Genomic DNA, 1,333 nt, shown 5'->3' on the forward strand with positions numbered 1-1,333 from the left:
CGTACCATCGGTCCTGGAAAGTCTCGAAAAAGCAAAACGCCCGGTCGTGAGACCGGGCGTTTTTCGTGCGACCGTCGGATGATTCCGATCAGTTGAGAACCGGAAACTCCATGTCCGGCAGTTCGGTGCAGTTGATCTCCTCGGTGATCGCTGCCGCCGTCGCCTTGAGTTCCGCGAGGTGGCGTTCCACCGCCTCGCCCTGCTTCATGGCGGCGGCGAAGTAGATCATCGTCAGCGCCGCTTCGAACTGGCCGTCGCGGAAGATCGGCACCGCCACCGACGAGGTCTTGCCCGGCGTCAGGTTGTGCTGGCCCCAACCGATCGCCGCGTAGCCTTCTTCGCGGATCTTGTTGAGCGTGTTGACCGAGACGTAGGCAGTCAGGTCCTGCTCCGACGGCGAGCCGACGAGCGAAACCCAGTCCATGACGCGGTCGAGCTGTTCCGGCGTCATATGCGCAAGGCACACCCGGCCCGAAGCGCAGTCCATCAATGGCAGACGGAAGCCCGGATAATACCGCTCGAAAGTCAGCGAGGTGTCCGCGTGGGTCGAATCGCGCACGACCATGTGCGTGCCGATGCGAACCGTCAGCGAGACCGGCCAGCCGATCTTGTGCGTCAGCGCCCGAAGATGCCGGCGGCTGTGTTCCACCAGGAAGCTGTCCGCCTGAAAGCCCTGCGACAGCGACTGGACGAGCGCGGTAGGCCGGTAGAACTTGCGCGCCGGCTCCTGCTCGATGAGGCCCTCATGCATCAGCGTCTGCACGATGCGGCAGGCGGTGGGATAAGGGATGCGCCCACGCTTCGAGATCTGCATCATCGAAAGCGAGCCCATCTGATTTATTTCCTGAAGTATCGAAATAGCCCGGCAAACCGCCCGGATCGGTACACCTCGTTCCATAGCTTCACCCTAAACCCGTGTTCTTGATCGGACCCCTCCTCCGATGTTTGTGAAGCTATCGTTACGGCCCCGATTACCGCCTGGCGAATGCTTTTTTATCCGCAGGGTGAGCACAAAATCCGCACACCGACCAAAAAACGGCGGATGTGCGCGTTTATCCGCGCAGCGGATCGCGGTGAAATGCGCCTGTCATATGGTTGATCACGATCAATCCTTTGCTCGCGTCCGGAAGCAAGGCCCGGATTGGCTCCTTCACCAACGGCGAATCCGAATCACTCGGGGCTCGGACGCGAAGAAGTCCACGCTCTCAACTCCGCTCAGGCTGAGCTTGTCGAAGCCCCGGCGGCGAGGCGCTGGCCGCACGCGATGCAGCAGATGGCCCGGCGTTGCGGGCGGGCTTCGACAAGCTCAGCCTGAGCGGGGGATGGTTTTGGG

General features: G+C 61.8%; 1 protein-coding gene. It reads right to left on the reverse strand.

Annotation, left to right across the window (positions count from 1 at the left end; all coding sequences use genetic code 11):
- Positions 1-88 precede the first annotated feature (88 nt).
- Positions 89-898, reverse strand: coding sequence for an IclR family transcriptional regulator domain-containing protein (locus ACYPYD_RS21770; RefSeq protein WP_036529004.1), 810 nt, complete (start codon positions 896-898; stop codon positions 89-91).
- Between the last annotated feature and the right edge of the window lie 435 nt (positions 899-1,333).

It is taken from the genome of Novosphingobium sp. 11B (genome assembly GCF_054589055.1).

What these genes read in the sequence shown, in the direction of transcription:
- ACYPYD_RS21770 (WP_036529004.1), bottom strand. Translation starts at nt 898, where the DNA reads ATGGAACGAGGTGTACCGATCCGGGCGGTTTGCCGGGCTATTTCGATA.